This window comes from Tolypothrix sp. PCC 7601 (assembly GCF_025677855.1).
Classification (GTDB): Bacteria; Cyanobacteriota; Cyanobacteriia; order Cyanobacteriales; family Nostocaceae; genus Aulosira; species Aulosira diplosiphon.
This window is the reverse complement of sequence record NZ_CP064879.1, coordinates 1251107-1273639: the sequence shown is the minus strand read 5'-3', so window position 1 is coordinate 1273639 and position 22533 is coordinate 1251107. Positions and strand designations below refer to the sequence as shown.

The 22533-nt window shown below is 40.2% G+C and carries 22 protein-coding genes and 1 pseudogene; 11 read left to right on the top strand and 12 right to left on the bottom strand.

Features of this window, described 5'->3' with window-relative positions; all coding sequences use genetic code 11:
- Positions 1 to 460: 460 nt before the first annotated feature.
- The gene (locus HG267_RS05170; protein ID WP_052335201.1) at positions 461 to 2314 is read left to right on the top strand and encodes an ATP-binding protein; all 1854 of its coding nucleotides are present in this window, start codon (positions 461 to 463) and stop codon (positions 2312 to 2314) included.
- Positions 2315 to 2318: 4 nt separating this feature from the next.
- Here HG267_RS05170 and HG267_RS05165 read toward each other — a convergent pair whose 3' ends face one another.
- Together HG267_RS05165 and glp are read right to left on the bottom strand one after the other, a co-directional pair.
- Entirely contained in the window at positions 2319 to 2441 is a 123-nt protein-coding gene (locus HG267_RS05165; RefSeq protein WP_210403096.1) for a histidine kinase, read from the bottom strand.
- Positions 2442 to 2514: 73 nt separating this feature from the next.
- Entirely contained in the window at positions 2515 to 3750 is a 1236-nt protein-coding gene (gene glp / locus HG267_RS05160; RefSeq protein WP_045870618.1) for a gephyrin-like molybdotransferase Glp, read from the bottom strand.
- Between the two features lie 373 nt (positions 3751 to 4123).
- Between glp and HG267_RS05155 the strand changes: the two genes are divergently transcribed.
- The 4 genes from HG267_RS05155 (at position 4124) to HG267_RS05140 (ending at position 7410) form a co-directional block, all read left to right on the top strand.
- Positions 4124 to 4681, top strand: a complete 558-nt coding sequence (locus tag HG267_RS05155) for an RDD family protein (protein WP_045870619.1) — start codon at positions 4124 to 4126, stop codon at positions 4679 to 4681.
- Positions 4682 to 4724: 43 nt separating this feature from the next.
- Complete coding sequence (gene rpmG / locus HG267_RS05150; protein ID WP_071989401.1) at positions 4725 to 4919, top strand: 50S ribosomal protein L33; 195 nt, start codon at positions 4725 to 4727, stop codon at positions 4917 to 4919.
- Between the two features lie 2 nt (positions 4920 to 4921).
- Positions 4922 to 5137: a 30S ribosomal protein S18 gene (gene rpsR, locus HG267_RS05145; RefSeq protein ID WP_045870620.1), complete on the top strand. Its 216-nt coding sequence runs from the start codon at positions 4922 to 4924 to the stop codon at positions 5135 to 5137.
- A gap of 221 nt (positions 5138 to 5358) precedes the next feature.
- Entirely contained in the window at positions 5359 to 7410 is a 2052-nt protein-coding gene (locus tag HG267_RS05140) for a ribonuclease catalytic domain-containing protein (protein ID WP_045870621.1), read from the top strand.
- Positions 7411 to 7502: 92 nt separating this feature from the next.
- Here the strand turns inward: HG267_RS05140 and HG267_RS05135 are convergent, their stop codons facing one another.
- From HG267_RS05135 to HG267_RS05110, 6 genes are all read right to left on the bottom strand, one after another.
- Positions 7503 to 7721: a bromodomain-containing protein gene (locus HG267_RS05135; protein WP_045870622.1), complete on the bottom strand. Its 219-nt coding sequence runs from the start codon at positions 7719 to 7721 to the stop codon at positions 7503 to 7505.
- Between the two features lie 634 nt (positions 7722 to 8355).
- Positions 8356 to 9504 carry a SpoIID/LytB domain-containing protein gene (locus HG267_RS05130; protein WP_045870623.1) on the bottom strand — a complete coding sequence of 383 codons (1149 nt, stop codon included), beginning with the start codon at positions 9502 to 9504 and terminating at the stop codon, positions 8356 to 8358.
- A 358-nt stretch (positions 9505 to 9862) separates the two neighbouring features.
- Positions 9863 to 10126, bottom strand: a complete 264-nt coding sequence (locus tag HG267_RS05125; RefSeq protein ID WP_045870624.1) for an NIL domain-containing protein — start codon at positions 10124 to 10126, stop codon at positions 9863 to 9865.
- A gap of 114 nt (positions 10127 to 10240) precedes the next feature.
- On the bottom strand, positions 10241 to 11116 hold the full coding sequence (cysW, locus tag HG267_RS05120; protein ID WP_045870625.1) for a sulfate ABC transporter permease subunit CysW: 876 nt from the start codon (positions 11114 to 11116) through the stop codon (positions 10241 to 10243).
- Positions 11103 to 11972, bottom strand: a complete 870-nt coding sequence (cysT, locus tag HG267_RS05115) for a sulfate ABC transporter permease subunit CysT (RefSeq protein WP_045870626.1) — start codon at positions 11970 to 11972, stop codon at positions 11103 to 11105. The genes cysW and cysT overlap by 14 nt, the downstream gene beginning before the upstream one ends.
- A 104-nt stretch (positions 11973 to 12076) precedes the next feature.
- Positions 12077 to 13222, bottom strand: coding sequence for a sulfate ABC transporter substrate-binding protein (locus HG267_RS05110; RefSeq protein ID WP_045870627.1), 1146 nt, complete (start codon positions 13220 to 13222; stop codon positions 12077 to 12079).
- A gap of 264 nt (positions 13223 to 13486) precedes the next feature.
- Between HG267_RS05110 and HG267_RS05105 the strand changes: the two are divergent.
- Positions 13487 to 13654: pseudogene (locus tag HG267_RS05105) on the top strand (sulfate ABC transporter substrate-binding protein); the annotation flags it as partial.
- A 248-nt stretch (positions 13655 to 13902) separates the two neighbouring features.
- On the opposite strand, the gene HG267_RS05100 reads toward HG267_RS05105, so the two are convergent.
- Positions 13903 to 15165: a tyrosine-type recombinase/integrase gene (locus tag HG267_RS05100; RefSeq protein WP_045870628.1), complete on the bottom strand. Its 1263-nt coding sequence runs from the start codon at positions 15163 to 15165 to the stop codon at positions 13903 to 13905.
- A gap of 96 nt (positions 15166 to 15261) precedes the next feature.
- Here HG267_RS05100 and HG267_RS05095 point away from each other — a divergent pair, with 96 nt between their 5' ends.
- Together HG267_RS05095 and thiS are read left to right on the top strand one after the other, a co-directional pair.
- A complete protein-coding gene (locus HG267_RS05095; protein ID WP_194007900.1) occupies positions 15262 to 16317 on the top strand; it encodes a thiamine phosphate synthase in 1056 nt (351 codons plus the stop codon).
- Positions 16318 to 16361: 44 nt separating this feature from the next.
- Positions 16362 to 16574, top strand: a complete 213-nt coding sequence (gene thiS, locus HG267_RS05090; protein ID WP_045870630.1) for a sulfur carrier protein ThiS — start codon at positions 16362 to 16364, stop codon at positions 16572 to 16574.
- 5 nt (positions 16575 to 16579) lie between these two features.
- Here the strand turns inward: thiS and HG267_RS05085 are convergent, their stop codons facing one another.
- Positions 16580 to 16744, bottom strand: a complete 165-nt coding sequence (locus HG267_RS05085; protein ID WP_155539250.1) for an alpha/beta hydrolase — start codon at positions 16742 to 16744, stop codon at positions 16580 to 16582.
- 17 nt (positions 16745 to 16761) lie between these two features.
- Positions 16762 to 17955, bottom strand: a complete 1194-nt coding sequence (locus tag HG267_RS05080; protein ID WP_045870631.1) for a glycosyltransferase family 4 protein — start codon at positions 17953 to 17955, stop codon at positions 16762 to 16764.
- A gap of 1413 nt (positions 17956 to 19368) precedes the next feature.
- Here HG267_RS05080 and HG267_RS05075 point away from each other — a divergent pair.
- Positions 19369 to 20352: a DUF1517 domain-containing protein gene (locus HG267_RS05075; RefSeq protein WP_045870633.1), complete on the top strand. Its 984-nt coding sequence runs from the start codon at positions 19369 to 19371 to the stop codon at positions 20350 to 20352.
- A gap of 235 nt (positions 20353 to 20587) precedes the next feature.
- On the opposite strand, the gene HG267_RS05070 is transcribed toward HG267_RS05075, so the two are convergent.
- Positions 20588 to 21121 carry a hypothetical protein gene (locus HG267_RS05070; RefSeq protein ID WP_045870634.1) on the bottom strand — a complete coding sequence of 178 codons (534 nt, stop codon included), beginning with the start codon at positions 21119 to 21121 and terminating at the stop codon, positions 20588 to 20590.
- Positions 21122 to 21670: 549 nt separating this feature from the next.
- On the opposite strand from HG267_RS05070, the gene HG267_RS05065 reads away from it, so the two are divergent.
- On the top strand, positions 21671 to 22105 hold the full coding sequence (locus tag HG267_RS05065) for a KGK domain-containing protein (protein WP_263420026.1): 435 nt from the start codon (positions 21671 to 21673) through the stop codon (positions 22103 to 22105).
- Positions 22102 to 22452, top strand: coding sequence for a DUF952 domain-containing protein (locus tag HG267_RS05060; protein WP_045870636.1), 351 nt, complete (start codon positions 22102 to 22104; stop codon positions 22450 to 22452). Before HG267_RS05065 ends, HG267_RS05060 begins: the two co-directional genes overlap by 4 nt.
- Positions 22453 to 22533 lie beyond the last annotated feature (81 nt).

Below are 22533 nucleotides of genomic sequence, written 5' to 3'. Positions count from 1 at the left end.
ATAATTATTTTTTACTATATTCCTGGTTTATATCTATTAATTTGCATACGAAATTATCAATTATCAAGTAAAAATTACTAATATTGAATTTCTCTGCCTATATTTCAATGGCAAAAAGCCCAAAAAATCAGTAATTTTTCGGAAGTCAATTATAGTAATTACTGCAAATATTAAACTTTAATCTGGTAATTTTATCTATTTATATGAGGCTTTAATATCAGCATAGTGAAGTTTTTTAGAGAATGCTTGTCCATCTTAATTTTATTGCTAATATTTAGATAAATATTCATATTCAACAAAGCTTGCCATATTTTCTAATATGACTAAACGTAATTAATGTATTAAATAATAAATTTAATCTTTAGCAAGTTAAGTTAGTTTCATGAATTAATAGATTATTGCAAGTAATAATTTTGTTGTATTTTAATGATTTGTTAGTAATCAGATGCCTTTTTTTAATATGCAACAAAATCATATTTATAAAAAAATATTTGAGGTTTTTATTCAAATAGATAACAGTTGGATATTAAAAATAATTCATAATTTTACTATTGGGCAAAAAATTCGTTATGGGTATATTCTGAGTCTTAGTATTGCTGTTGTAGGTACAGTTGGCGGGTTGATAGTTGGAGATTTTTACCAAAGACCAGCTAGACAGCAGAAAGATTCTGCTCAGTACGAACTACAGCTACTCCATCGCTTGCAGACTGCTATTTTACAAACAAGGAACAGTCAACAACAAGTTATTGCTGTAATTACTCATCAAGCAGAATTATTGCAGCATCAATACGCTGATTTTGCTAAGTATGCACTTGAATTGAAAAATCTGTGGTCTGAAGTAAAGGCTCATGTGAATAGCGAAAAATATAAACATGAGAACAACAGTGAAGGCATACCAGATTTTCTAAAAGCTCATTCAAGAATAAAAGAAGAATATATCAGCCAAGTAGAAAAGCTGATGGCAGAGATTCCTGCTAACTCTAATTTTAAACTAGAAGATATTGAACCATTACAAGAATTGTTAGTGAAATTTTCTAGCAGTTCTATAGCCCTAGAATATGATTTAATTGATGATGACTTAAATCACGTAATTAATGCCTCTTATCAGGATGAGAAACAAGCGGAAGTAGCACTAAGTGATGCAGAAACAATCCGCTTTAAAATTGTTGCCACCAGCATTTTACTATCAATAATACTAGCTGGTATTGTTGCTCACTACACAAGCTACCTATTAACGGCTCCTATTTTAGCTGTGACTAAAGTTGCAAAGCGCACAACTGAAGAATTGAACTTTAATATATTAGCGCCTGTAACTACACAAGATGAAATAGGAATCTTAGCTAGCTCGCTCAATAGTTTAATTCAACGTCTAGCGCAATACACTGATGAATTAGAATTAGCACGTGAGACTTTAGAAACTAGGGTGAATGAAAGAACTCATGAACTGACACAAGCTTTAAATTCATTAAAGCAGACACAAACTCACCTCATTCAAACAGAAAAAATGTCTGCTCTTGGTCAAATGGTAGCTGGTGTTGCTCATGAAATTAATAATCCTGTGAACTTTATTTATGCAAATTTATCTTATATTACCAACTATACAAATGATTTAATTGCATTAATTGAACTTTACCAGCAACGCTACCCTCAAACAGAACCAGCAATACTTAAATTTACCGAAGATATTGACTTAAATTATATTTGTGAGGATTTACCAAAAATTACAAATTCTATGGAAGTAGGTGCCCAGCGTATTCGTGAGATTGTACTAAGTTTAAGGAACTTCTCAAGACTGGATGAAGCTGAAATGAAATCAGTCAATATTCATGAAGGAATTGAAAGTACTTTGCTAATTTTGCAACATCGCCTGAAAAGCAAGCCTGGTTATCCAGAAATTGAAATCATCAAAGAATATGGTAATTTGCCAGCCATCGAATGCTATGTTGGGAAACTGAACCAAGTATTTATGAATATTTTAATGAATTCTCTTGATGCGTTTGAAAGCCAAGGTCAGAAATGTTCAATTAATCGAAATAAAACTGCTACGAATACTATTATTATTCGCACTCAAATTCATGAAAAAGATTGGGTGAGAATTAGTATCAAAGATAATGGAATTGGAATTAGTGAGCAAGTAAAATCTAAAATATTTGACCCGTTTTTTACGACAAAACCAGTGGGAGAAGGTACCGGTTTAGGGTTAGCAGTTAGCTATCAAATTATCGTCGAAAAACATAAGGGATATCTGAGATGCATATCAGAATTGGGAGAAGGAACTGAGTTTCAAATGGAAATACCTATTAGTCAAAGGTGATTTGTCATTTGTCATTTGGTAATTGGTAATTGGTAATTGGTAATGGGTAATTGGTAATAGAGATTAAGAATTTATTTTCATCTTCCTCATCTCCCTTATCTCCCTTATCTCCCTCATCTTCACCCATTCCCCATTACCCCTTATCCCCAGAGGGGGCCCGAGTCCCCAGTCCCCAATCCCCAATCCCCAATCCCCAATCCCTATAAAGTAAGCAAAACTAACACCTCGTCGCCTGGAGGAATTAAGGTTGTAGCGACTGGGATAACGGCTAGGGCATTGGTTTGAGCTAAATTAATTAAATTGCCGGAACTGTGGCTACCACCAGCTTTGCGAAATTCGTAAACTCCATCAATTAACTGTAATTGACCCCAAATATAAGTTTCGCGCTTACCATCCGATCGCAGTTCTTGATGCGATCGCACGTTCACAAATTTTACTTGCCAACCTGCACTTAGCCCTGAAAGTTTCTTAATTGCTGGCTGGACAAACCGCAAAAAGGTTACCAACACCGCCGCCGGGTTTCCTGGTAAACCAAAGTACAGCGCTGAATTTTGTGTGGAGAAGCTAGCTACAGTCAACGGTTTACCCGGCCTCATAGCTACAGCACGAATGTGAATTTCTGCTCCTAGTGACTCCAGAATTTTGTCAACATAATCATAATCTCCTACCGAAACCCCACCGGAAGAGATGACTATATCAGCATTAGCGATGGCGTAGGCTATGGTTTTCTCAAGTGCTACAGGATCGTCCTTAACAATACCTAACATTAACGCTTCTGCTCCCGCTTGCTTAACTAAAGCTGCGAGTGCATAGCCGTTAGAATCGACAATTTGTCCTGCTTTTAGAGATTGTTCAAGAGTTACTAGTTCATCTCCTGTGGAAAAAATTGCCACACGCGGACGACGGTAAACACTGACTTGAGCGCACTGGGCCGCTGCTAACACAGCAATTTCTGCTGGGGTTAGGAGAATTCCGGATGGTAGTAACTGAGTTCCAGCTTGGTAAAACTCACCTTTGTGTCTGACAAATTCTTGGGGTTTGGGTGCAGAGAGAATCTCAACTTGCTTGTCTTGGCGGTTTGTTACTTCTTGAATCACTACAGTATCTGCACCTTGGGGGATAATTGCACCTGTAAAAATCCGGGCCGCCTGACCCTGTAAAATTGTATATTGGGGCTGATAACCTGCGGGAATTTCCTCAACAATCTCCAAAACTACTGGCTGTTCAGGGTTTGAGTGCTGTACATCTTCATAACGCACTGCATAGCCATCCATAGCCGAGTTATCCCAATGGGGAAAGTCCAGCTGACTAGTGACAGGTGTAGCGAGAATGCGTCCTGCGGCTGCTAATAAATCAACATTTTCTGTATTACCCTGAGCATCCAGAGGTTGGACTAAATTTAAAATAACTGCTTCTGTATCGCTGACTGATAGCATAAGCGATCGCCTGGTGAGAGAAATTGTTAAAGTTCAAAACAGATGAGGGAGATAAGGAAGCAAGAGAAACTAACGCTAAACACCAAATGTCAAATCACTCTCAATACTTGTCGGTTAAGGGCAAAAGGGGAAGGGGAAAAGGGGGAAGAAAAAACCTTTAACCCTTACCCTTTAACCTTTTCCCCAAACCAAATTCCAACTTGAAAATCCTTAACCGAGCAGTATTGAAATCACTCTTGTCCAAAATCTTTCCTAACCCTTCAATCTACTATTAAACATAGTGGCAATAATTAATTCTTGAACTCCTAAATAAAAATCCTATCCGTATAAATAGCCAGTCCCCAGTCCCCAGTCCCCAGTCCCCAAACCATTTATGACTATCGAACGATTACCCCAAAAACATTATCCCAAGGCTGAACTTGGGCGGCGCGGTATGGCGTTGGGATTAGATTTCTTTGTTGTCTGGTTAATTAGTGCCTTTTTGGGAAACAGCAATTTAGGCATTCAGGTGATGCAAATTTTTGTGTTTGCGATCGCTTGGATAGTTTTACGGGTACTAGTTGTATATAACAACCAGGGACAAAGTTTAGGGCGTTGGGCTTTTGACCTCAAAATTTTGGAAGTCGAAGAGGGAGAGGTTGTAGGCAGAATTCCGACTCTGCTAGCATTGCTAAAGCGCGAAGCGATAACTGCTTTGGGTGCTATTTGCGTGGCAATTGCCTTAGGCAATATTCGCGCCAACCCCACTGCTATACTGCTAGTAATTCCTCTGGCGATTGACTGTGGTATAGCCTTTAATGATACCCAGTTGCGTCAAGCTTTGCATGACCGCTATTCAGGAACTATCATCGTTTCGTCGCGTCGTGGCTATTCGCTAGATATAAAAGTCAAGCGATTAGTTGAAAATTTACGGCGGAATGTGAGAAGATAGTCATTTGTGTTAATTCTCTCCAGGCTTTACGGTTTGAAAGATTATGGCTAAGAGTAAAGGTGTCCGCATCATCGTGACACTAGAATGTACCGAATGTCGCACTAACGCTAACAAGCGCACCCCTGGTGTTTCCCGGTATACCACCACGAAAAATCGGCGTAACACCACCAACCGATTAGAACTGAAAAAGTTCTGTTCTCATTGCAACACACACACAGTCCACAAGGAAATTAAGTAAAAATGAGTTACTACCGTCGTCGTCTGTCTCCGATCAAGCCGGGAGAACCAATAGATTATAAAGATGTTGATTTGTTGCGGAAGTTTGTCACAGAGCGCGGTAAAATCCTGCCACGGCGGATTACTGGGCTGACATCTCAGCAACAGAGAGATTTAACATTGGCGATTAAACGTGCCCGGATTGTGGCATTGTTGCCGTTTATCAATGCGGAAGGCTAATTCCCGTTGGAAACGAGAATTTTAGGTTCTGGATGATCTCAAGCAGCTGCGTTGATAATATATGTAGCTGCAAATTTTTATATTCCAAAATCTAAAATTTCAGAAAGTTCAGTGTAGAATCGTGTTCTACAATCTAAAAAATCAGCAGATTTTGGATTTAGTAGTTATTATTTAATCCAAAATCTAAAATTTATTCGTACACCAAATTAATTGCGAGAGTTGTGGAGAAGGGGACGCTAGTTGAATTTAGGGTTCAAGGCGATCGCCGTCTGGGAGTCGTAGATCGCCCAGATGGAAAGACCCGCTGGTTTGTGGTAGATGAACGCAGTCAATCCCACAGCCTCGCGCCTAGACAAATTACTTATACTGTTAACGGACAAACCTTCAAGCCGTCTGAGATTAGCAGCTTTTTAGAGCAGGTAAAGCCGTATCTCGACCCATCTAGCTTAGAAGTTGCCTGGGAATTATTGGTTGAGGATGGAGAAACAGTCACTCCAGTGGCAATGGCGAATCTGCTGTTTTCTCAAACAGATGCACCGCTTTGTTACGCCGCCCATTGCTTGTTATCAGACGACAAACTTTATTTCAAGCAAAAAGGCGATGCGTATGAACCACGGACAACCACTCAGGTAGCAGAACGCAAACACCAGCTAGAAGTAGAAGCCCTCAAAGCTAGGGGACAGCAGGAATTTTTAGCGCGTGTAGAACAAGCCTTGGCAGGCGAAACTGTGGAATGGCAACGTCACGATCGCCAGCGTTTAGAAGCAATTGAAAAATATGCAGCTCTACTAGCTGATGTGGTACGGATGGGAGTAAATTATGATTCTCTGTCTCGGGCTTATCCACCACCAGCACAAGTATTAGAAACCATGACTATGCTGGGACGTGCCGCAACTCCCCAGGGCGCATTACAACTTTTGGTAGATTTGGGTTGGTGGAGTCCCAATGAAAACTTATTCTTGCGTCGTTCGTCCATTCCCGTTCAGTTTCCTAGCAAGGTATTAGAAGTGGCGCAGCAGCGTATGGATTCCCCGCCGTCCGATCTAGATACAAATCGCCTAGATTTGACTCACCTGAAGGTGTACACAATTGATGATGAAAGTACTACAGAAATCGACGATGGTCTAAGTTGGGAATCGCTAGCTGATAGGCGAGAACGTCTGTGGGTACATATTGCCGATCCCACCCGCTTATTAATGCCAGAAGATGAATTAGACCTAGAAGCCAGGAAACGGGGAAGTACAGTTTATTTGCCTACTGGGATGATTCCCATGTTCCCTGAAGTTTTGGCAACTGGCCCCATGAGTCTGGTACAGGGAAGGGTGTGTTGTGCCCTGAGTTTTGGCATTATTTTAGATGAGACTGGGCAAGTAGAAGATTTTAGTATTCATCCCAGCTTAATTAAGCCGACATACCGCCTCACCTACGAAGATGTCGATGAGATGCTGGAATTAGGTGTACAAGCAGAACCAGAAATTGCTGCGATCGCCATGTGGGCACAACGACGCAAAAATTGGCGTTACGCCCAAGGTGCGATTAGCATCAATATGCCAGAGGCGATGATCAAAGTCAAAGGCGACGAGATCAGCATTGATATTTTAGATGATTCCTCATCACGGCAACTCGTAGCGGAAATGATGATTTTAGCTGGTGAAGTCGCCGCACGCTACGGTAAAGTTCACCAAATACCCTTACCTTTTCGCGGTCAGCCACAGCCAGAATTGCCCCCAGAACAGGAATTACTCCAGTTACCAGCTGGATTTGTTCGCGCCTGTGCCATGCGTCGCTGTATGCCCAAAAGCGAAATGAGCATTACCCCAGTGCGTCATGCTGGCTTAGGTTTGGATACCTATACTCAAGCGACTTCTCCAATCCGTCGCTACAGCGATTTGCTAACTCACTTTCAACTCAAAGCCCATTTGCGCGGTGAAGTTCTACCCTTCTCCGCCGAACAGCTTAAAGAAGTGATGATGACCGTCACCAGTATCACCCAAGAAGTGACAATGGTAGAACGGCAAACTAATAGATATTACGCTTTAGAATATTTACGTCGTTACCCAGATCAAGTTTGGCAGGTAACAGTTTTGATGTGGCTGCGAGAAGATAGCAATTTAGCCCTAATTCTCTTAGAGGATTTAGGTTTACAACTACCAATGTCTTTCCGTCGTTCGGTAAATTTAGGCGAACAGTTATTAGTAAAAGTTAGCCTTGCCGACCCGCAAAAAGATATGATTCACTTTCAAGAAATCATTTATCAAGAAGCACTTAATTAAAGCGTCAGCGTCCTTGTAAAACCTTCTCCAGTCGCAGAAGCCAGCTTCTCTACGAGAGGCTGCGCCAACGCTTAACGCGTATGCTATCTCTGCTACTTCTGCTTTTGTTCAGGTTGAGCAGCTTGTGGCAATATAGATTGGTCTTGATCGTTAGTGTTCAGAGGTACGTTTAAATGTTTCCTTGCCATCTGTTCAGCGATTGAGCGGTCTTGTTCGTTTGCAAACTGACTCTCATCTAACAAATGCTCGCTCGTCGCTGCTTGATCTCGGTTGGGCTTGCTGCCATTTTTCCACCTGTATTTAAAATCCATAAGTGTCAAAGCAAGTAAACTGCAATTTGTTGCTACGGTCTTAATATTAGGTAGGAATAAAATATTGTGCTTCTACCATAAGTTCCAACTAGATTAGTACCTCAAAGCAGAAGTCAAAACCGCATCTGGAAATTCCATCTCTTTAGAAACAGTCTTTAAAGCCTCAGCCTAATGCTTCTAGTAGAAGAGACAGTTAATCATAAATGCATATACTGCAATTACCAAGCAATAGTTTGACGGGCTTCTAGTACCAGACCTACTAGAAGCTTTTCCTAATTATCCATTACTCGGATTGAAACATCTATCAAAAGATATAAAACATTTGTCATTCTTAACTAAATTAAGACTAAAGAAAGCCAGAAATAACAAGGATTTATGAGTTGAGATTTGTTACTGAATTTTGGAGAATGATACCAATTCAAATAATATTTGCCACACATCAATATATGCTAGAGGACAAGGCAATGCCTTGCCCCTACAATCTGTCGCGTTCTTTTTTTAAATTGGTGTGAGTATTATTAGATTATTGTTTAACGTGCCACAAAAGTAGTTGTAAATACACATAGGGGCGTAAAGCTTTGCGCCCCTACTAATGGAATCATAAGCCAATAAAGATATTAACTTGATAAGTAAACTACTTTGCTTGAATAGGCGTAAGGGCTACACCTTGATAATAATGTCCTAAAATTTGGAGGTGGTTTGCTCCACGTCGAGCTAAATTGTAAGCTCCCCACTGGCTCATCCCTAAAGCGTGGCCGTAGCCTAAACCTTGGAGAATAAAACTGCCATCTGCACCTCTTGTTACACGAAAACGGGTACTTTTCAGCCTGAGTGCAGTACGCACTTCTTCTCCCTGTAAAACTTTCGTACCTTTATCGCCAACAATTTTTAGGACTTTCACACTTTGGAAGGGTGAGAAGGCTTCGGGAACTACATCCTTAACATTGCCTACACCAGAAATACGGGAACTAATTTCAGTAGGCGAGAATGTTTTTACCCAACTACATTCGCTAATATTTTGATCGTAGTCTTGAACAGCCCGCAGGTAAGGTTCCTTACTTTGCCAAACATCTTCGACATTCTCAGTATGTCCACCAGAACAAGCATGGAAGACAGAGAGAATAATTTGGTTTTGGTAGGTTAGTACCTGTCCAGCTGTACCATCTACGGCGGCGTAGGTAGTAGGAGTTTCGCTACTAACACCTTTGTAAATTTGCCAGCGATCAGGAGTATCGCCTAGATCATAAATGGGATTGCGATTACGTTGTCTTTCACGTTCGTAGAGAGCGTAGGTACGAGCTGCGATCGCCTGTGCTTTGAGTGCTTCTTGGGGCCATTGGGCATCCATTTCGCCACCAATCACACTGTAGAGATATTCTTCCATATCTACCCAGTTGACAGCACTTAAGCCTTTTTCTGTAGCAACAACTAAAGTTCTACCACGATACCAGCGATCGCCAATATAAACGAATCCTTTACCTGTTGGCTCAATCCAAAATAAACCAGATTGCCATTTATCCAAAGCTACTCCCCCAGGAACAGCTTGGGCATAGAATGAATTCATCGCTGGTAATTGACCCAAAGTCCTACCAGTACTATCTTTGACGCTTGCTGGTGTCGAACTACCAACTTTTACCTGATTAACATCTCTTTCAATGGCGACGCGTAGAATTACAGATGCTTGTGCTGGTGCAACCAAAGCTATCCACAACAGGAAAGTTACCCACCAATGTCGTCCTTTAATCGGGGAAAGTAAAGAGCCAAGTAAAACTTTAAATTTCATGCCTATGGTTTAATCACATTAGTATCTTTTTGACGCTTTGGAGTTATCGCATCCACAAGATGAGACGCTTTACCATCGCTGGAGGTTGCTACCTTTTACTAATTATGCATATTTAATTTAAATTAATACCTCTTAATGAAATTACTGCTGGCAATATTAAATTGATTTAGCAAGAGAAAATTTATTTGAGTCAAAAGTCAAGAGTTGTAGAGACGTGATTCATCGCGTCTTTACTCAGGTAATCTACAGATAATCGTAAGGGCACAATATATTATTGTGCCCTTAGCTGTGTACTTCATTTACCTACAATTGCTGTAACTACTAAAACTTGAGCGAACAGTGCTGTTTATGGAAGACCTTACCAATTACCTTGGTTTGTATCATCCCAGACTTGTAAAGACAATTCATCAAGATAAGACAGGGCACTTTGAATTTGTGTATCTGTTCCTTGTAGTTCTAGGTCAAACCAACCATCCCCAACAGCATTAGCTCCCAAAATTGCCGCAGTAATATTCACAGTTACACCATATTCAGAAACAAGGCGAGAAATCACAGGTTCTTGGTGATAGTCCTTAGGAATTCTCAGTCTTATACGTTTGGTAAGTGAATTGTTATTTGTCATTTGTCATTTGTCATTTGTCATTTGGTAATGGGTAATGGGTAATTGGTAATTGGAATTAAGAATTTTTCCCCTGCCCCCTGCCTCTCCAGTCCCCAGTCCCCAGTCCCAACCAACTCATTCCACATCCTTAATGCGGGTCTTGCGTTCTAAAATTTCTTTCAATACCAGGGTGACAACTGCTAGCAGTGCCAAAAGTACAGCAGCAGAGAAGGCAGCTTCAGTTTCATACTGTTTGTAAGCATCTTCTACAAATAGCGGTAAACTCTGGGTTTTATCAGCGATATTGCCAGATACAACCGAAACTGCGCCAAATTCGCCCATTGCTCTGGCATTGGTGAGAATTAGTCCGTAAAGTAAACCCCAACGAATACTAGGTAAGGTAACACGCCAAAATGTCTGCCAATCATTTGCACCTAATGTTCTGGCGGCTTCTTCTTGATCGCTGCCAAATTCTTCTAAAACGGGAATTACTTCCCTGGCAACAAAGGGCATACTTACAAATGATGTAGCTAGTACCATGCCCGGAAAAGCAAAGATAATTTGAATATCATGTGCTTGTAGCCAAGGGCCAAACCAGCCATTGCGCCCATAAAGCAGTACAATCATTAACCCTGCAACTACTGGCGAGATTGAAAAAGGCAGGTCAATAATACTCAAAACTATCGCCTTACCAGGAAATTTGTGACGCGCGATCGCCCAAGCTGCACAAAGCCCAAATACTGTATTTAGTGGTACAGATATCAGCGCTAGTAACAGTGTTAGCCAAGCTGCGTGGAGAAAGGCGGGTTTAGATAAATTGGCAAAGAACGGGCCTATACCTTTGCCAAAGGCTTGAATAAAAACATTGAGTGCTGGGATATATTGCACCAAAGCTAAATAGGCGATCGCAATCCCAATTAACAGTGCTGGTACCCAACTCTTGGTTTGTTTGGGCTTGATTGTAGGTTGATCAGCTGGAGAGGAGTGAAAACTTGGCTCATTTACCGTCATATCTTCTTGACCAGGCTTGTAAGAGATTAATTGCTAAAAGCAGCACCAAGGAAATTGTCAGCAAAACCATGCCGATGACAGTTGCACCGGAATAGTCATACTGTTCTAAGCGTTGAAAAATTAACACTGGTGCAATTAAATCTTGGTACGGTGTATTAGAAGAAATAATTACAGTAGAGCCATATTCCCCGACTGCACGGGAGAAACCCAAAGCAATACCAGTCAGAATTGTGGGAAATAAAGGCGGTAAAATTACTTTCCAAAAAGTCTGCCATTGAGAAGCACCTAATGACCAAGCGGCTTCTTCAATTTCATGTTCCATTTCCTGAAGCACAGGCTGCACCGTCCGCACAACAAATGGTAGCGAGATAAAAATCATTGCTACCGCAACCCCTGTACGAGTGAATGATACCTTCAATCCCAATGGTGCTAACAGTGAACCAATCCAGCCATTATCACTATATACTGTCGCTAATGTTAAACCTGCTACCGATGTCGGCAGGGCAAACGGTAAATCTACGGTAGCATCAATGATCCGTTTTAAGGGGAAGTCATAGCGCACCAAAACCCATGCTATCAGAGTTCCAAAAACCCCATTGAGCAGAGCCGCAAACAATGAGGTAACAAAGGTGACATTATAAGTAGCTAGTGCTAGAGGACTAGTAGCTATTTCCCAAAATCTAGCTGGCGGCTCCGTACTCGCTTTCAGAAACATCGCCGCGATCGGGAGAAATAACATGACTGTGAGGTAGCCGAAAGTGATTCGCCAAGTCCAGGGAATCTGACGTAACTTATTAAGAAACTTTTTCCAGCCCGGAGTTTCGCGATCAACTTCAAAAGAAGGAGATATAGCCATAGTGAAAAGCGTCAAGGGTCAACAGTCAAAGTTCAAGGGTCAAGGGTCAAGGGTTAATGGTTAAGGGTCATTTTCCCATTACCCATTACCCAATCCCCATTACCCTACCGTTTATTTTTGGCTTGAATTTGGTCAAAAACTGCACCATCAGCAAAGAACTTCTTGTTGATTGCATCCCAACCACCGAAGTCTTTAACTGTACCTAAAGTTTTGACTTTAGGAAACTTGTCTGCAACTTCTTTAGTATTTGCTACTGTCTCATCTACAGGTCTAAATCCAAGTTTGGCAAACTCTTGTTGTGCTTCTGGAGTGTACAAGTATTTTGCAAAAGCTTCAGCAACTTCACGGTTACCATGTTTGTCAACGTTTTTATCGACTACAGCAACCGGATTATCAATAGATATGTTCACATCCGGGATAATAGAAGTGACTTTTTCACCTTTTTGTTCTGCTAGGACAATTTCGTTTTCGTAATTGATCAGAACGTCACCTTGACCCTGTTTAAAAAACGCATCTGTAGCTTCACGAGCATCTTTAGTTAAGATAGGCACATTGTTATACACCTTGGTCACAAAGTCTAAAGCTTTAGCGTCATCTCCACCAGTTTTAATTACTGAATTCCACAATGCCAGGAAATTCCAACGAGCAACGCCTGAGGTTTTGGGATCGGCGGTAATTAATTTGACACCATCTTGTGCTAGGTCGGCCCAGGTTTGAATACCTTTAGGATTGTCTGGACGAGTTACTAATGCTGCTACAGATTTAGAGACAATACCATCATTAGGAACCTCTTTTTCCCACCCTGCTTGGATTAATCCTGCCTTTTCAATCTTTTGAGTATCTGCAGCCAGTGCTAGGTGAACAACATCTGCTTCCAAACCATCAATTACAGCACGAGTTTGTGAACCAGAGCCACCGTAACTTTGTTTGAAGGTGACGGTTTGGTTATGTTCTTGCTTCCATTTTTCTACAAACTTAGGAATAATAGCTTCGTGTGCTGCTTTGGTAACTGCGAAAGAAACAAGAGTTACTTCCACATTTTGTTTGTTGGCAGCAACGTTACTAGCCGCAGGGGTTTCCGTGGCAGAATTATTATTACTACCACCAGAGCAGGCGGCGAGGGCCACACTCAATAATGTCCCTAGCAAAAACATCGATACAAAGCCTTTGAGCGAATTTAGCTTAAACCGAGTGATGATTCGCTCAATACTCAGTTGCGATCGCTTCCGGGGGCGCGGCCACAGACTCATTCCAGATCCTCCTCTAAAATATCTACGGTGATTCTATGGAAATACCGTATATGCACGTGGTATATAAGATAATTGCAGGTATTGCTACTAAAAAGCAATAGGTAAACGGCGAATTCTCTATCGAGAATATGGTGTTTTTAATATTTGGTTTAGAAAATTCAAGCTATTTTTACTGAAAAATTGTATTTTCACGCCAACATAACTTCAGATGATTTGATTGGGCGATCGCTACTCATTCATAGATTGCTAACTTTTAGATGCACTAAAGTAGGATTTCGTCCAGTGAACTCTACTGTGGCTAAAGAAGTACAGAGTAAATTCCCCAAGATTTCCCGACTCTATACAGTTGGCGATTTGGGTGGTTGGAATGCTGCTCAGAATAAGTTTTTCAACGATGGCGCAATCTTTGATCAAATCCAAAGTGGGCGCTAATTCGATATTTTGTTAAAGGAAAGAGAAAAAATAGTAAAGGTTAAAATTACTATTTCCTTTTCTTCTGGATTTTAAACCAGGACTTACGCAAGCAAAATTTGTCATTGCGACCGGAGCGTAGTTTAGGGAAGCAATATCACAATTTTAGGTGATTACGTCGCTACGCTCGTAATGACGTGATTACGTGACTTTTGCGTAAGTCCTATAAATAATTATCCTGATTTGTTAAGCACACACAAATAATATGATTAAATATCCTTCAATGTGGCATGATTATCGAACTGTAAGTAATGCTTGATAATCTGTTCAACGCTATTACCGCAGCTATTAGCTAGCAACTTGAGGTCGGCACCATTATTAACTTGAATGCTAATAAAAGTATGACGGGTAGAATATGGTTTTAAATATTCAATTTGCTTATTTTCTGCTAACTTTTTAACTATCCCCGGATAGTGGTAAACTTTACCTTTAACCTCAACAGTATTACCTGCCCAGATATCTGTTAAGGTATTACTTGAATATTGTTTTCCTGAAATAGTTTTAAACACTAATTCATTATCTTTCTTACCATTTCCATACAATTTAATTAATAAATTAATTAATCTGCTCATACCTTGTAGGTTGAAAAATCTATTTTTATTGCTTTTAGTCATGCCAGTATTGCTGTCAAAAGCCTCTTTAAAAACTATCCAACCATCATTAAATTTAATATTTCTCCACTTCAAAGCGAATACTTCACTATGTCTACAACCAGTGAGAAACAAAAATTCAATTAAATCAGCACCATGTTTGATAGATGGTTGTTCAGAATTTCTGAAAGTTTGAATGATTAAATCTCTCTCTTGTAGACTGTATGCCCTATAATCTTCAATATTTGAAGTTTTTTGAGGCTTCTTCGATATATTGTAAGTTTTTTTTATTTCTAAAAAATAATCTTGTACCAATTGCTGATTGCTGATTGCTCGTTGGCACATACTACTCAATAAGCTAAACAGCTTTTTAATTTGTTGCTTGTTCTTTTGCTTGAGTAAAAGCTGCTTAATTAATTTATTAGCTGTATCCAAATTTAGCTCTAAATCTAAAAATTCTTTAATGAGGTTAGTATAAACAACAAAATTTTTTTTGTAGGTAGTTTTTTGAATCTGCTTAGTTTGTAATTTCCAATCCACAAATTCATGCCATAATTCACCAAGCAGAGGTGGCTCTATCAGATTGTGTAACTGACTAATCGTGGTTAATTGCTTAATCGTTAAATATTTAGCAAGTGTTGGGTCAAAATAACCGCCATCGGGATGATCGATGTCAGCTTGTATCCTTGCTGCTATTTGATTAGCCCATTTTTGGTTTTCTGGAGTGTCACTTCTCCCTAGACCTTTATATGCTTGTCGCTTGCGATAAAACTGCTGGCTAATACGAGTGCTGAATTGTAGCCTTAAATTACCTTTATCCGAACCGACACGTATATCTGCTAATTTGATAGAATCCTTGCTACTCTTACGATTTGAGTACATAGTAAATTTCTAGTAAAAATAGCAATTTAATCAATGACAATTACTAGAATAGTTGATTTTCCGTCTTTTGATGAAAGCAGGAATGGGGTTGTTGTAATGGTCGAGCCACACAGCCAAACAGAGCAAATGCAGCAAGTTGTTTACCGCATTTTAGATGCCAATTTAGATCGCGCTCGTGAAGGCTTGCGAATTGTTGAGGAGTGGTGTCGCTTTGGACTGAATAATGCTCAGTTCACTGGAGAGTGTAAACGCTTGCGGCAAGACATAGCTCATTGGCATACAGCTGAATTGCGAGCAGCGCGAGATACACCGGGTGATGCGGGTACAGACTTAACACATCCTCATGAGGAAAAACGTACTAGCATCAAATCTGTGTTGCAAGCTAATTTTTGCCGCGTGCAAGAAGCAATGCGGGTGCTAGAAGAATACGGCAAGCTGCATGACCCTAATATGGGAAAAGCTTTTAAGCAGATGCGGTATCAGGTTTATACATTAGAAAGCAATTTATTGGGTTATCAACGCCATCAACTATTATGGCGATCGCGTCTGTATTTGGTAACTTCACCGGCCGAAAATTTGCTCTCAACGGTAGAAGCTGCTCTCAAAGGCGGATTGACTTTGGTTCAGTACCGTGACAAAACTGCTGATGATGGTGTTCGTCTCGAACAAGCTAAAAAGCTGCGACAACTATGCCACCTCTATGGCGCGCTGTTCGTTATTAATGACCGGATAGATTTGGCTTTAGCAGTAGATGCTGACGGCGTACATCTGGGACAGCAAGATATGCCGATTGAGATTGCCAGACAATTACTCGGTTCTCATCGGATAGTTGGTCGTTCCACTACAAATGCTGAAGAAATGCAAGCAGCACTGACAGAAGGCGCTGATTATATTGGCGTAGGGCCAGTGTATGAAACACCCACCAAAGAAGGTAAGCCAGCAGCAGGGTTGCAATATGTCAGCTATGCTGCCAAAAATTGTGCTATTCCCTGGTTTGCTATTGGTGGTATAGATGCCAATAATATCAATGACGTGATTGATGCTGGCGCGCAACGTGTAGCGGTAGTGCGATCGCTCATGCAAGCAGAACAACCCACCCTTGTAACTCAATATCTGCTCTCCCAACTCAATCGCATTAAACCAGAATCTTAAATAATTTCAAAATCAAAAAATTTTTCAAAAATTTGTGACATTTTATGTCTAGCGAAATCACACTTCAGGTTAATGGGGAGAACCATAACTGTTCATCCCAAACACCTTTACCCGAATTACTCCAAAAACTAGGTTTCAACCCCCGCTTAGTCGCAGTAGAATACAACGGCGAAATTTTACATCGCCAATTTTGGGAGCAAACAAAAGTGCAACCAGGCGATCGCCTAGAAGTTGTCACTATTGTGGGTGGTGGATAAGGTTGTCATTTGGTAATGGGTAATGGGTAATGAGTAATGAGTAATGGGTAATGGGTAATGAGTAATGAGTAATGAGTAATGAGTAATGGGTAATGAGTAATGAGTAATGGGGTGTTTGGTTTTGGTAATTTCCCCTCATCTCCCTCATCTCCCCAATCCCCAGTCCCCAATCCCCAGTCCCCAATCCCTACTCCAATTTATACAGCGAACGGTGAAGGGTTTTGCGCTTGGCTAACTCTTTGCCTTTGCGACCAAGTTGTTCCCGTAGCTGTTGGTCTTTACATAAGCGATTGAAGGCTTGAAATACTTCATAGCCAGAATAAGGATTAACTAAGATGCCGTTTTCTTCATGATGAATGGCATCGATAACTCCGCCTAAACGAGAAGCAATTACTGGTTTACCAAAGTAACTCGCTTCTAAATAAACGATACCAAAACCCTCCATAGTGCTAGCTTTGTTCTCGACTAAATTCAGCATGGCAAAGATATCGCAGGCTGCATAATACCCACCTAATTCGCGATCGCTGATTTCTCCGGCAAAATGTACCCTTTGGTCAACTCGTAGGCGATTAGCCAGGGATTTCAGTTCTGCTTCACAAGGGCCTTGCCCACAAATTATATAGTGAACATCTACGCCAACAGTCAGTAGTAGCGGTAGGTTGTCAATGATGCGGTTAAAGCTTTTATGCTTGACAAGCTTTCCTACAGAGAGAATAACTACTGCTGTTTCAGGAATATTGTACATTTGGCGGACATTTGCACGTAATTCGCCCAAATTACCTGGATTGATTACATGGCTAAATTTATCCGCCCTCACCATTGGGTTGATGACGTGGGTAGGAGTATCTAATCTTAACCTTGTTCGGAGATAATCCTGGGTGAAGGAACTGTTGCAGACAATTCCTTCAGCCCGCTTGAGTGTTAATTTAAATAGCGATCGCCATAAAGGATTACGTAAGCCACAAACAATATCATTTCCGTGGAGGTAGATAAAAAAGCGAATCGGTAAAAAATAACTTAGTAATAATAGTGAGGGAAATTCGTAGCCATGCCCCCATTCAATATAGCGATAACGATAGCGAAAATAAAGTTTGATTGCTAATGCAAATGAATAGATGAGGTTGATTAAAGGATTGAAAAAACTCCAATCTCTGAGAATCGGCCAGCGATATATAGGAAACTTTTGCACTCGATCAAATGCTTGATCGCCTGAACAACTAGCTGCCAAAACAATTACCCGCTCTGGATCTTGCAGACAGCGATTATAAATATATTCACCAATAATTGCTTCTTTGGGTAAGAAACTACGGGATATTACGAGAATGTCTGGTAATGCAGTTTGTTCTCTAACATTTCCCGCCAGTTGTGAAATATGTTCCATAATAAATGTGATAAGTATAGTTAAAAAAATTAATTTTTCATACTATCAACAAAGCGCAGAAATGAGTGATAATTAACCGCTATCCTTGAGCAGAGATTGTCTAAATTGAAAAGAAATTTCATTGATGTATGAACTCAAGGATAAAGCAGAAAGTATAATTCTTTGACGCTATTCACATCTTAACTCGCCTCAATTCTGCAAGAACAAAGCAGTGACTTTTACATTTGGGCGCATCACCTGTACGGTCACCCTCCTCCGTAGTAACAAGTAGTGTAGGAGACTTGCCTAATGTGCAGCCTCCACTAGCTATCGAGCAAAAACTCCTTTGGGTAATACCAATAGGAAATTTTCCTCCTCTGTATCTAATTTTCCACTCTTTTCTCATTCTCGCCAACAGCTATCCCGTAACAACCTCTAATCTCTATATTTTTTTTAACATTAGTTTTGAGCATCAGTAACTAATTTCGGCATAGCAAGAGTATTTACACTAAGGCTGATGAACTTTTAATACATTGATTTACAAAAGCATATTCCTTCATCCTTTTTTGAGTGCTTGCAGTATACTAATACCAGCATTTTTTTGAAAGAGGATTTTGAGATATTCAATTATTTGATTTGTTAATTTTCTTTTCAATTGTTCACCACTTAAAATCTGTCTACCTAATTAACAAGCATTGAAATTTGGGACTACCAGCGAAATCAATTGCTCATAGACTTTTGTTGGTGGTAATTACTAAATCGAGTTGATATCAATAGAATATCTTGTAACTAATTGAGATTCTGCCAAAATGCCAAAAAATTGCAGTCGTTTTTAGGAAAAATTAAGTTGATTATTGGCATCAACAATCATGCACCTTCAGGTTCAGCAATATCCCAAAGGCTAGATGCAGTCAACAAGATAATCCCTCAGTAATTATGGTAATTAAGGAAAATTCAAAAGTAAATACCAAAATTACTTGCCAATTAAATCTATTTTGATAATTATCAAGTCAAATTACTGTAATTCAGATAACTAAATTGTCAGGACATGGGGTAATGGGTAATGGGTAATGGGTAATGGGTAATAATAATTTCCCTTTTTTTCCTTTTCCCCTTTCTCCCTTTCCCCTTTCGCCTTTTCCCCCTCATCCTCGTCCCCAATCCCCAAATGATTAATTGATCCCAAAATTCCCGCGATCGCAAAAGAATCCGAGGTACGGTAATCTACTCAAGAAATCCCCCCTAAGCTTGCTGTCTAGGCAAGATATGACGCGGTACATTGAATATGTAGCCAAGAAAAATGAATATTACAGAGAGCTACTGCCAATCAAAAACTCGCTTGCTTGCTACGGGCTGGCGTTACTGACCAAGCAAATCTCTCCTAGCAGCGTTGGAAGAAATCATCACCAATACCGTTTTTCAAGCAACTGTATTATGCGTAAAAAACTACAACTAGCCATCAAACCGCTGTTAAAAACTGTCTTTGTCCTCAGCCTGGTGTTAACTTTAGCACTAGGTCATGCTGATGGAGCGTTAGCCGCCCGTAGTGGTGGACGAATCGGTGGTGGTTCCTTTAGAGTACCTTCTAGCCGGACTTACACACCTCGCACCTATGCACCTCCTGGCGGGGGTGGATATTACGCCCCTTACCCTGGTGGTGGTTTTGGATTTCCTTTCCTGTTACCTTTGTGGGGTATTGGCGGTGGCTTTGGCGGATTGTTTAGCATCTTAATCTTTATTGCGATCGCTAATTTTATACTGCAAGCCTTCCGCCGGGCTAGCAGTGGAGACACCACCACCGACGATGTAGGCTATAGCAGCAATCCTGCTGTATCTGTAACTCGCTTGCAGGTTGGTTTATTAGCTCAAGCACGTGGTTTACAAGGCGAACTTGACCGCATTGCTGAAACTGCTGATACTAACTCCCCACAAGGAAGAGCAGAAGTTCTGCAAGAAACTAGCCTAGCTTTACTCCGCCATCCAGAATATTGGGTATATGTTGGTGGTGGTACACAACAAGCGAAATTGAATTCAGCTGAAGCTCAATTCAACCGTCTCTCACTAGCAGAACGCAGCAAATTTAGCGAAGAAACCCTCTCTAACGTTAACAACCAACTCAGAGCAGCACTCGCTAAAGAAGCTTTACCTGGTACTGAAACTCCTGAGAATCCCACTGATTTAATTACCTCTGGCCCTGGAGAATATATTATCGTCACCTTACTAGTGGCCACTCTGGGCAAGTCTGCAATTCCTGCAATTAACAGTGCTGATGATTTGCGTCAATCTTTGCGCCAAATTGGTGGTATTCCTAGCGAGCAAATCCTAGCTATTGAGGTGCTTTGGACTCCTCAAGCTGCAGGCGATACTCTAACCTCTGATGATTTGTTAGCTGAGTATCCCGATTTAAAACTTGTTTAATTCCATCAAATTACTAAAACACCATAAAACCGCTTGCTGACAGCAAGCGGTTTATTGTTTCGGTATAAACATATTTAGTATATTTCTTCCTTATCGATTTTATAATAGCAAATTTCTCAACAACAGTCAATCTGTCTACGAGAACAGTTTTTATGAGGTTAATATATGGTTATAAATTGCGATCGCAGCATGGCGTAAATAAACTACCATTCTCAACGAACGCAATGCTGAGACTCTATTCATTTTGAATTTTGAATTTTGAATTTTGAATTCCGCTTTGCGGTTTTCCCCTCACTCTTCTCGGCTTGCGGATAGGACGCATTGTTTCTCGACCCAAGACAAACAATCCCGCTACACCTAAGCAAACAAACCAAACATATTGATACCAATATTGTCGCATCTGCTCAATTGTGCGTAATTCTAAATGTAGAGTGCTGAAATGAAGCAACAGTATAAGCGTCATTAACGCGGCAAAACCAACGAAGCTTAAACCAACACGAATCCTTGCAGGGCGTAAATCAAAGTCACCAATTTCGTCTAAATCAATTTCTGCTAGTTCTTTTAAAGATTTATCCGCGAGGGATGAGGCTGTTTGTAATTTGCTACTCAACTTGGGAGGTAAAATCGGCGTGAGAGATTCTACAGCTGGGCGACGTAGCAAAGCCTCAGTGTCTCGCAGCAATTCCAAAGGCTTAGGAGTAGTCTCTGGCTGTGGCAATTCTTTGTTTTCTGTAGCAGATGTAGTAGTAGCTTCGCCTTCAAAATCCATACACAGCAAGTTTCTGAGTAACTAGAATTATCAATAGCCTAGCGAATCATTTAGGGACTAGGCAAATAGTTAAAGCAAAAGCCTGTTTTGTTGAAGGGGGGGACTGGGGAACTCGGGGCCCCCTCTGGGGATAAGGGGTAATGGGGACTGGGGATAAGGGGTAATGGGGATTGGGGATTGGGTACAAGGGGGAACTGTTGACAATTGACTTTTGACTCTAGACTCGTCAAAAATCAAATCAGATTGGTATATCTCTGCATTAAAGCAGCACTCTCTATTATTTAGTCTTAATGTAGAAATAACTTCTGATACATTCTACGTTAATCTTTCCTGCAAGGTAAGCGCAAAGGCGCAAATAAAAGCTTTGTGTCTGTACGTAATATTTGATAATAATCATTGAGTATTAACATTTTGAGTAGTTTTAATATCAGTGTTTATACTCAATTTATCTTATCATTTCACAATTAAAATTGTGATAGTTTGAAATCCTCAATAGAGAATATAGGCTCTAAATCTCCTCTTATCATTAATATGATTAATATGTTCCAAGTGTTAGATAATGATACTGATGTTGTATTATTTGAAAAGGATACATACACTGTTGGAAGACTCAAGGAGTTGATACATAATAATTTTGGAGAAAAATTGCATACTCAATTGAGTAATGGTCATCAAAAAGTTGCAAGTATTATTCAGTCTGTATCGGTTAGTGAAGCAGTTTTTAAAGTTGAAGATATAACATGGAAGTCTTCTTCTGAAGGTATAAGATGCCAAATTTTACGAGTTGGTTCTAGAGGATGGGAAATAGGAAGAATAAGAATAATCACATCTACAGGAATTACTACAGACAATCATATCGGTGCTCATAAAATTAGCAGTTATACTACAGTCAAAATTCAAGTAACTATAGAATTTTGTCCTGATGAACCTCTTGAACCAGAATCTCCTTTAGACGATATTCGCAAAATGATGCAAGCAACATGAAAACTATTCTCCATATTACACAAAGTGGACAATGGGAAGAGGCGAAAACACTCGGAAGTTACCGTGCTGATTCTCTGGAAACTGAGGGTTTTATCCACTGTTCAGAAGCTAACCAAATCCTCAAAGTTGCAAATAGATTTTTCAAGCATCAAAAGGGATTGGTAATACTGTTTATTGATGCTGATCAAGTGAAAGCTGAGGTGCGTTATGAGGAGGCGGAAATAGGTGAGTTATTTCCTCATATTTATGGAAAGTTAAATATCGATGCAGTGTTTCAAGTAATTAATTTTGAATCTGGGGAAGATGGGTTGTTTAATTTACCGCGAGAGGTTTTAAATTTAAGTTAGCGAATCCCATAGTAAAATTACGAAAAGTCTGTGAAATGAAGAACTTAACGCTAATAAACGCTGAAAAATGTTAAGTAATAA

Excerpts from the sequence above, each read along its gene's own strand:
- cysT (WP_045870626.1), bottom strand. The coding sequence starts at position 11,972 with ATGGCTATATCTCCTTCTTTTGAAGTTGATCGCGAAACTCCGGGCTGG.
- HG267_RS05060 (WP_045870636.1), top strand. The coding sequence starts at position 22,102 with ATGAAAACTATTCTCCATATTACACAAAGTGGACAATGGGAAGAGGCG.
- HG267_RS05130 (WP_045870623.1), bottom strand. The coding sequence starts at position 9,504 with ATGAAATTTAAAGTTTTACTTGGCTCTTTACTTTCCCCGATTAAAGGA.
- glp (WP_045870618.1), bottom strand. The coding sequence starts at position 3,750 with ATGCTATCAGTCAGCGATACAGAAGCAGTTATTTTAAATTTAGTCCAA.
- HG267_RS05110 (WP_045870627.1), bottom strand. The coding sequence starts at position 13,222 with ATGAGTCTGTGGCCGCGCCCCCGGAAGCGATCGCAACTGAGTATTGAG.
- HG267_RS05170 (WP_052335201.1), top strand. The coding sequence starts at position 461 with ATGCAACAAAATCATATTTATAAAAAAATATTTGAGGTTTTTATTCAA.
- HG267_RS05155 (WP_045870619.1), top strand. The coding sequence starts at position 4,124 with ATGACTATCGAACGATTACCCCAAAAACATTATCCCAAGGCTGAACTT.
- HG267_RS05070 (WP_045870634.1), bottom strand. The coding sequence starts at position 21,121 with ATGGATTTTGAAGGCGAAGCTACTACTACATCTGCTACAGAAAACAAA.
- HG267_RS05135 (WP_045870622.1), bottom strand. The coding sequence starts at position 7,721 with ATGGATTTTAAATACAGGTGGAAAAATGGCAGCAAGCCCAACCGAGAT.
- HG267_RS05100 (WP_045870628.1), bottom strand. The coding sequence starts at position 15,165 with ATGTACTCAAATCGTAAGAGTAGCAAGGATTCTATCAAATTAGCAGAT.
- rpmG (WP_071989401.1), top strand. The coding sequence starts at position 4,725 with ATGGCTAAGAGTAAAGGTGTCCGCATCATCGTGACACTAGAATGTACC.
- thiS (WP_045870630.1), top strand. The coding sequence starts at position 16,362 with ATGTCTAGCGAAATCACACTTCAGGTTAATGGGGAGAACCATAACTGT.
- cysW (WP_045870625.1), bottom strand. The coding sequence starts at position 11,116 with ATGACGGTAAATGAGCCAAGTTTTCACTCCTCTCCAGCTGATCAACCT.
- HG267_RS05080 (WP_045870631.1), bottom strand. The coding sequence starts at position 17,955 with ATGGAACATATTTCACAACTGGCGGGAAATGTTAGAGAACAAACTGCA.
- HG267_RS05095 (WP_194007900.1), top strand. The coding sequence starts at position 15,262 with ATGGTCGAGCCACACAGCCAAACAGAGCAAATGCAGCAAGTTGTTTAC.
- HG267_RS05165 (WP_210403096.1), bottom strand. The coding sequence starts at position 2,441 with ATGGGTGAAGATGAGGGAGATAAGGGAGATAAGGGAGATGAGGAAGAT.
- rpsR (WP_045870620.1), top strand. The coding sequence starts at position 4,922 with ATGAGTTACTACCGTCGTCGTCTGTCTCCGATCAAGCCGGGAGAACCA.
- HG267_RS05125 (WP_045870624.1), bottom strand. The coding sequence starts at position 10,126 with ATGACAAATAACAATTCACTTACCAAACGTATAAGACTGAGAATTCCT.
- HG267_RS05075 (WP_045870633.1), top strand. The coding sequence starts at position 19,369 with ATGCGTAAAAAACTACAACTAGCCATCAAACCGCTGTTAAAAACTGTC.